The following is a 7379-nucleotide window of genomic DNA, read 5'->3' on the forward strand; positions in this document are numbered from 1 at the left end:
TCCACATGGCTGTAATTTCCAGATTTTCTCCTTCAAAAATAATGGGAACTCTTTTCATGATACCAACTATGTTAAATGCCTCTTTTTGTTCAATTCGGTAAATCCGCATATATGGTAGAAAAAGGATGGTACCATGCTTGGGATACAAACGAACAGATCAGTTTGGATTTAAATAATATCAATACAGTATTGAACTTACCGAAAATATAAAAATTTCCAGGAACAGTTTTAACAAACTGTTCCTATTAAACCATTATGAGTTTATTTGGCGGAAGTAAATAACGTTAATCCTTATTGCTAACTCGTGTTTGTTTTACACTATATATTATGAAAAGGTCGGAGCAGGAAATTCATCAATTTTGATACGAAGTAAACTATAAGGTTTCTGTCGTAAGTCTTTACCATAATGAAATCTAGGCTGTCGATGTAATTGGTTCACAATGACATACAAATATTGATCCGGACCAATTGAAAAAGTATCCGGCCACAAAATTCTTGGATCATGTGCGATAGTTTCCATTATGCCATTTGGCAATATCTTACGGATACTGTTGTTTTCATAATCACCAGCATAAACAGTTCCCTTTGCATCGGTGATCATTCCATCAGACGCACCTTTTTCTCCCCAATACTCCACATGATAAGGTAAATCCATGTCAGGTATCATTCTGTCTCTCAGCGCTTCTGTTGAGATCGAGAACAAATGACGACTGGTTAGAGGAGCATAATATAATATCTTTCCATCGGGAGAAATCGCAAGACTATCAGACGCCAATCTAAATGGAGAAGTTGAACCATCTTTGTTTCGATTCATTAAAATTTGACCTTCTACTTTCGGTAAAAAATAGGGATCTGGTGAAGTTGAATTTGCCCCATTTAACCGTCTAAACGCGTTTCCATTTGATAAATCTACGACGATAATAGCTCCTGGTCCTTTGGAAGAAGAATCCGTTATATAGGCATAACCTGCTTTTCCAACACGAAAATCAAAACGGACATCATTCAGATAAGTTGTGGGCAGGACAACATCTTCTGTAAAGGTAAATACTTTTCTTATTGTATTGGTTTCTAAATCAACAGCGACTAATTTTGCCCCCCCTTTAATAGGTTCAGAAAAATTGGGTGCCGCTGTATCTAATATCCAAAGCGTTCCCCTTCCATCAGATACTACACTTTGGACACTGATGAAAGTCATTGTGATATTCTCGGGGTCCACCAAATTGGTTTGTAAATTAGGATAAGGCTGCAATTTATCCTCAACAATTTCCGCCACCGTAAATTTAACATCGTCTCCCCATTTCGGAAAGCAAATGAAAATACGACCGGTTTCTGAAACAGTAACACCTGTAGGCATAGCCCCATAAAATGCATAAATTAGTTCTAAATTACCGAAATATTTTTCACTTGGTAACATAGGTTTCATAATATCCTCCTCAAGCATTCAAACGGGATATCACCTATATATGATTTATATTTTTTCTAGTGCATGTTTCTTAATAAGTTTTTCTATACGAAAAGAGGAATAAATGTATTGTTTTTGAAATTTAATAAGTCTGTCAGAAGAAAGGAAACATTTTAATTTAAAGGTCTCCTGTCCAACTATACATAGGAAGAACAGTCACTGTTATTAAGAAACCAATCGTAGAACAATTAATAAATGAGCCAATAATAGCAATACGTTTATCTTCAAATTTCATCGGGAACATTAGTAGTACAGAGAATAAACCAAATATTATACTAGATATAATTCCAAAGAAAATCCTGTTCATTGGTAATAAATATCCTTTCTCTAACTAACTCATTAATTGATATGATTCTTTTAAAAGAACTAAAAACTCTTGATTTAGTTCGTCTTCACTATAAAATCTAAAGTTATTGTGAAATCGGTTTTTTGAAACTTGTTCAACTTTAGTAATCTTTTCGTGTTCAATCTGTCGGTTTGTTACTAAATTAAAATCTAACCATTTCTTTTTTGGATGAACTCCTCCGAAGGAAGATTTATTCAAAAGATGTATAGAAGTCTTTTTAAACTCAATTTCAAAAGGTCCAATTTCTTTCAATAAATCGAGTATTTTTGAATATATTTCATAAACATTAGATGCCTTATTTGAGAATAATTCATCTTCTGACATATCACCATCTCCTACTTTCACTTTAACATCTTAAACTTTATTACCTTTATTTTGCCTCTTTTTACATCCTTTTACCATTTCTTTATTCACTAACCTGCTCCGTTAATACAATAAGCAAAAAGACCGCGACAGCGATCTTTGACTAACTTCAGCTATGTCCTTCTGATTCTTTTTAAAGCTAAGTCAATTAAATAAATGAATATAATGAACCTTCTTTTAAAGCAACTTACACTTAAAGAAATGCTTGCAAAGTGGATGTAGTAAGTATTGCAATAATAGACAATAGAACAAAAAGGAGAGTTGCTAAATGTCTTGAAGCTTCTCCCTTAATTGCGTCTATTAAAGTGATTACAAAACCAAAACCGAAAATGAAAAATAGTAGTAAGTATAAAAAAACCATATCAAATCAACCTTATATGTTCTAAATAATTCTTATTGCTTTTCTCGTTCAACTACAGCACCCTGTTAGTTGAGTAAAAACATTACCTATTTCTGATTTTCCCCTAATATTTTTATTTCTTTTTTTATTTCTTTAAGTTCAGACCTTAAAAGCTTAACTTGCTTAGAATTATCAATGCCAAAACTAACGGCATAAACAATAAGAAGAAATAGACCCAACAAACCTGCTAAGCCGTAAATTATCACCAAACTCTCTCACTCCTAATATAAGTTTACTATTTTAGCATTACCATAATTCGGTAAATGGTTGATTTTTATTTTTTTTTAAACTAACCTGCATCGTTTGTTCAATAAGGAATTCAACAAAAAAGGCGGTTAATCCTGCTGGATAAACGCCCCTGTTAGCTCAAGAATAATTCCCTTTTAATTTTAGTAACTATTGGTTTATCAAAAGAAATAACTTCAATGATATAGTCTAAACATGCTATCTCGTAATGAACAAGTTGCTCTTCTGGAAATACATCGATAACGATAGTACCTTTGTTAATGAAGTCTAAATATCTTGATTTCTTAAATATTCGAAATGAATTTCCTTCAAAGATTTCATAGTCGTCTAAAACAGTAAATGACTCATTAATAATTGAATAGGCTACATATGAATTAAAGTCTAACTGTAATATTGCCAATTCTTCATCGACTTCTATTGGGTGTACGTCTCTAATAATATGTTTACCTACTTCAATATCATCACCTTGCTGGCTAACTTTACATCTATCAACAAAAATTCTTAACGAATTGGTTTCGGGTTCTATTAAGCTGTGAAAATAGATGTAACCTTCCTGATTCATTAAATCCATATATTCCATAAAAAAATTCCTCTTCTTTTCGAGATTTCATTATCAAATTCGCCAAATATATTTGATTTCCTTCTTTAACTATCCTGCTTCGTTACATCAATAAGAAAAAAGGGCCGCAACTGTTACGGTCCTTCTTAAACTCTAGCAACCTTTAGATGAGTTAGTTTAATTGTTAAACTAAACAATCATCCGCTACTTTAATAAGGAAAAAAGACAACCCGCTTTAGGTAGACGCAATACTAAATATAATTAACTAACGACCTTCACTCCGACAACACTTTCAAAAGCCACAAGTTCAAATTCACCAGTCTCTGCTTCGATGCGAATCTCCTTCGTCAACGGATTTACGTAATGAACACGACCAGCTGTGTAGTGAGTAAATCCGTCATGCCATATCGTCACCTTCACCGCATGGCCGTATTCCATTGCATAAGCTATACGCAAGTCATATTCTTCCGTTTCATGTTCGTCAATTATGGGCTTCCTTCTCCGTTCAGTATCACGCCAAAAATTCCGTTGAGTCTTCGCTAGTTCCGGCAATTGAAATGCTGCTTGCAATTTTGTCATTCCTCTGTCACAAATAGCCATAATTTTCACCTCAGTAATATTACACACGAACAAACGTTCCGCATGTGAATAATATTAATGTTTGTTTGCCAGAATTCTTTAGAACATAAGAAACCTAAATTTTTCGTTTTTATAGTTTTTTACATTGTAAACTAATTATCTGAGAAAAATAGTCGATAAATATAATGAGTTCTTAAACAAGAAGGAGATTTCAAAGTGGAAAGAAATTACATCAATGTTATGGAAGAATTAGTCGAATCTCTTGTTACCTTTTTATTGTTTAGTCCGGATTTTCAACTTTTTTGTAAATGTCAAAAATGCAGAACTGATATAGTAGCATACAGTCTCAATAATCTGCCCCATCATTATGTAACAACTGAAGAAGGAAGAAAGGATATATTTGACCATTTAAATAGCGAGGTAAATAGAAAATGGATAAACAAGAGAATCATCAGTGCTATTTATCTAGTAGGGCAATATCCAAAACATTCTTAATACATTTATTTAGAAAAGCTCTTAAAATAAAACTACCTAAACAAACAAAGAGAACGGGTGCAAGTGGCATACAAAGCGATTGCTTTTATGGAGCAATAGCACTTCGATAGTTTAAGAAACACCCCTCTCTTTTTTTTTTGCACATTTTCCTAGAAGTTTGACATTTGATTTTAATTTGAACAAATTGTGTCCTTTTTGTTAAGTGGGTTGTCCGTACTTCTATTTTTTGTTATATTTTTCAAGTGAATATTTGTAAATAGGAGCCGTTTTATGTTAACAATGCCAATTACTGATAAAAAAGGTAACTTATTATTAATAATCAAGTCCTTACGAAAAGAAATGATTCAAGCTGGGTTAAAAGAGGGACTTGCAAGTGAAAAAACAATAGCAATTAGTCAACAGCTTGATGAGTATATAGCAAAATATCAAGTGATATAGTTAACATTACTTCGCATTTTCTTTCAAATGAGACATAAAACAGAGATGGATTTTCATCGTTCTTGTTCCACCAACCTCCTTTAGCTTAATAAAGATCTGTCGTTTCAATTTCGTCAATCCGGTCTTAAAAGGTACTAAAGAAATTTTTCAAATTAAGAGAAAAGGAAATTAATTCATCAAGATAGAATGTAAATTTGATTGGAAAGTTAAATTCGTTCTTCCAGTTGATTAATTTGTTTGAATAACACAATTCTTGAGTTACAAAAGCTCCCACTATAGTAGGTAGCGGCCTTTATTTTATCATTGTATCTCCCCGATTTTTTTAAGAAATTTTATATACCGCTCAATTGTTGGTATATAGTTTTTCATTGAGTTCTCACTATATTCCCTTTCTAAAGCAGCTAATAGACTTGGGGTAAGGGTACTTTCCCCATTGTATAGCCCTCTATTTATAATTCCTTTTAACCGACCTACATATTGGTCAGCAGATGTTTCCCCCATATTATATTCTTTCAATAGGTATTCTTTAAATCTTTCGAAATCCATATTACTCCCCCTTTTTCCTAAGTCATATTAGAACAAACCTAAATCGTTAGTTAGTTCTACATGAACAGAGGTTAATCCTTCTTCAACATAACTGCTACGTTACTTGAATAAGGAAAAAGCGTTCCTCATCTTTTGAAGAATCGCACCCTTTAATGAAATAAGGTAATTTATTTATTATTATCTTACCAGTGTACTTGAAGTTTATTACCATTTGGGTCATAAAAATGGAAATACGCATGACCATTATCATCTTTTATATCCTCAACCTTCACTTGATTATCAATTAAGTGTTGATGAAATTGAGGTAATTCTGGACTTGTAAAGCCAATGCTAAATGCTTGTTCATTATCAATTGTAAAATGTGCAAATGTTTCATCTTCAGTAGGAACTAAGATAAGTAAAAAAGTTCCCTCATTTACTTTAAAAATTGCAAATGGGTCTTCAGTAATGGTTAACAATTGAAGCCCTAATACATCTCTATACCATTGTGCAGACTGCTCTAAATCTTTTACAGGAATTCTAATATAATGAACTTGTTCAATAAATGATTTACTCATAATCACCTCTCCTTTATTTAATTTGGTATATTAAGTTATTCCCCTTTTAAATACCTTTTTCCTTCCAATTATTGAATTAACCTGCATCATTTGTTTAAGAAGGAATAAAGCCCAATACTCTTAAAATGAGGACAAAATAAATCCTACCCCAAAAAGTATAATTAAAAATCTTATTACAAAAGGTAAATTTGGAGGGGGAAAGTATGCGATAATACCGACCATTAAGAATAGAATCCCGACAATAAAACTATATAAAATTTCCAATAGTCCACTCCCCATTCCCTAATTCAATGCTAATCATTTCTTAAACTAACCTGCTCCGTTAGCTTAAGTACATCTCTTCACAAAGTACTTTTTTCGATAAGTATACTGGCTCAGTCTATCTAGCAAAAAAGAACATTGATTTCGATTCAATGCCTTTTTTCTTAGTTATCGTTATTAATACAAAGCTGTCAGCAATCTCTTGTACCCGTTCTATGGTTATACCCTCTCTGAATTCCACCGCTAAAGGATGGTCGAATGGTTCAAGTTCAATGAAAGGTCGAATGCCACCTGGTCTAGGATGCACCATTGTTTTTAAGTTTAAGGTATCAGGATAACAAGCTAAATCAGTAGATAGCCAGCTAAACATCGGTTCCAAGAAAACCAAGGCGATCTCATCTAACGTTACACCTTGTAATCTATGTACTCTAAATTTGGATAATAGACTCGGATCAGGAAGCCCTTCATCTGGATTGTTTCAAGAAAATACATATATGCAAGATGCATCTTCAATAACCTGTTCATCAGATAGATTATAAAGATATTGAAGAACTAAAATCTTTACCATAAGCTCAGGTTCTTTTGCGGGTCTTCCGTAATATTTACAGTAGGACTTTTCAAGAAGTTTATTAATAAAAGTAAAGTCAACGTTATCCTTGAGTAACTTAAGCTTATGATTTTCTGGTATTTTATCGTATAATAATGAATAGATGCTTAATTGCATATCTTTGTCTTTAAGCATAAAAAAATCCTCCTTTTTTTGGTTATGGTTTCTAGTCAATTCCATTATACCAAGTTTGGAGGATTTTTTATTTTTATAGATATCTACATCCTACTTACCAGTTTTTAGGATGAGTTTTTCAGTGGCTTCGAACCGTCCCTATGGTCCTTTTAAGTTATTTTTTTAAGACTGGAATCCAAATTTCACTTTTAACAGTTGGTGATGTTAAATCTTTGGTTTTGATCGACAAGATTTCGGGTCCTTCGGTTACCTGATAATTGGAAGACGGAAACCACTCTGAATAAATCCTTCCCCAAGTTTCCTGTAGCGTACTAGGGAAAGGTCCTGTTGTTTCAAATATCGCCCAAGCTAAGGCAGGAACTTCAAGTTTTGAAAAGTTATCAGG

General features: G+C 32.8%; 10 protein-coding genes and 3 pseudogenes. 2 read left to right on the plus strand and 11 right to left on the minus strand.

The window, feature by feature from the left end; translation table 11 throughout:
• The 6 genes and pseudogenes from ABES03_RS25575 to ABES03_RS25600 form a co-directional block, all read right to left on the minus strand.
• A pseudogene (locus ABES03_RS25575) lies at positions 1 to 100 on the minus strand (AraC family transcriptional regulator); the annotation flags it as partial.
• Between the two features lie 225 nt (positions 101 to 325).
• Positions 326 to 1423, minus strand: coding sequence for an L-dopachrome tautomerase-related protein (locus tag ABES03_RS25580; protein ID WP_430122013.1), 1098 nt, complete (start codon positions 1421 to 1423; stop codon positions 326 to 328).
• A 370-nt stretch (positions 1424 to 1793) separates the two neighbouring features.
• Positions 1794 to 2132, minus strand: a complete 339-nt coding sequence (locus ABES03_RS25585) for a DUF5655 domain-containing protein (protein WP_430122016.1) — start codon at positions 2130 to 2132, stop codon at positions 1794 to 1796.
• A gap of 486 nt (positions 2133 to 2618) precedes the next feature.
• The gene (locus ABES03_RS25590; protein WP_430122018.1) at positions 2619 to 2780 is read right to left on the minus strand and encodes a hypothetical protein; all 162 of its coding nucleotides are present in this window, start codon (positions 2778 to 2780) and stop codon (positions 2619 to 2621) included.
• Between the two features lie 152 nt (positions 2781 to 2932).
• Positions 2933 to 3397, minus strand: coding sequence for a hypothetical protein (locus ABES03_RS25595; protein WP_430122020.1), 465 nt, complete (start codon positions 3395 to 3397; stop codon positions 2933 to 2935).
• 240 nt (positions 3398 to 3637) lie between these two features.
• The gene (locus tag ABES03_RS25600) at positions 3638 to 3976 is read right to left on the minus strand and encodes a YolD-like family protein (protein ID WP_430122022.1); all 339 of its coding nucleotides are present in this window, start codon (positions 3974 to 3976) and stop codon (positions 3638 to 3640) included.
• A 195-nt stretch (positions 3977 to 4171) separates the two neighbouring features.
• Here ABES03_RS25600 and ABES03_RS25605 point away from each other — a divergent pair, with 195 nt between their 5' ends.
• Positions 4172 to 4450 carry a late competence development ComFB family protein gene (locus tag ABES03_RS25605; protein WP_430122024.1) on the plus strand — a complete coding sequence of 93 codons (279 nt, stop codon included), beginning with the start codon at positions 4172 to 4174 and terminating at the stop codon, positions 4448 to 4450.
• Between the two features lie 270 nt (positions 4451 to 4720).
• Positions 4721 to 4888 carry an aspartyl-phosphate phosphatase Spo0E family protein gene (locus ABES03_RS25610; RefSeq protein WP_430122026.1) on the plus strand — a complete coding sequence of 56 codons (168 nt, stop codon included), beginning with the start codon at positions 4721 to 4723 and terminating at the stop codon, positions 4886 to 4888.
• 300 nt (positions 4889 to 5188) lie between these two features.
• Here ABES03_RS25610 and ABES03_RS25615 read toward each other — a convergent pair whose 3' ends face one another.
• The 5 genes and pseudogenes from ABES03_RS25615 to ABES03_RS25635 all read right to left on the minus strand — a co-directional run.
• A complete protein-coding gene (locus ABES03_RS25615) occupies positions 5189 to 5434 on the minus strand; it encodes a hypothetical protein (protein ID WP_430122028.1) in 246 nt (81 codons plus the stop codon).
• Positions 5435 to 5616: 182 nt separating this feature from the next.
• The gene (locus ABES03_RS25620; RefSeq protein WP_430122030.1) at positions 5617 to 5991 is read right to left on the minus strand and encodes a VOC family protein; all 375 of its coding nucleotides are present in this window, start codon (positions 5989 to 5991) and stop codon (positions 5617 to 5619) included.
• Positions 5992 to 6370: 379 nt separating this feature from the next.
• A pseudogene (locus tag ABES03_RS25625) lies at positions 6371 to 6631 on the minus strand (DUF2199 domain-containing protein); the annotation flags it as partial.
• Positions 6632 to 6643: 12 nt separating this feature from the next.
• A pseudogene (locus ABES03_RS25630) lies at positions 6644 to 6994 on the minus strand (transposase); the annotation flags it as partial.
• Between the two features lie 154 nt (positions 6995 to 7148).
• A partial coding sequence (locus tag ABES03_RS25635; RefSeq protein ID WP_430122032.1) for a GyrI-like domain-containing protein occupies positions 7149 to 7379 on the minus strand: 231 nt, incomplete at its 5' end.

Origin of the sequence: Neobacillus rhizosphaerae (assembly GCF_050477885.1) — a bacterium.
GTDB lineage: Bacteria > Bacillota > Bacilli > Bacillales > Cytobacillaceae > Neobacillus > Neobacillus rhizosphaerae_A.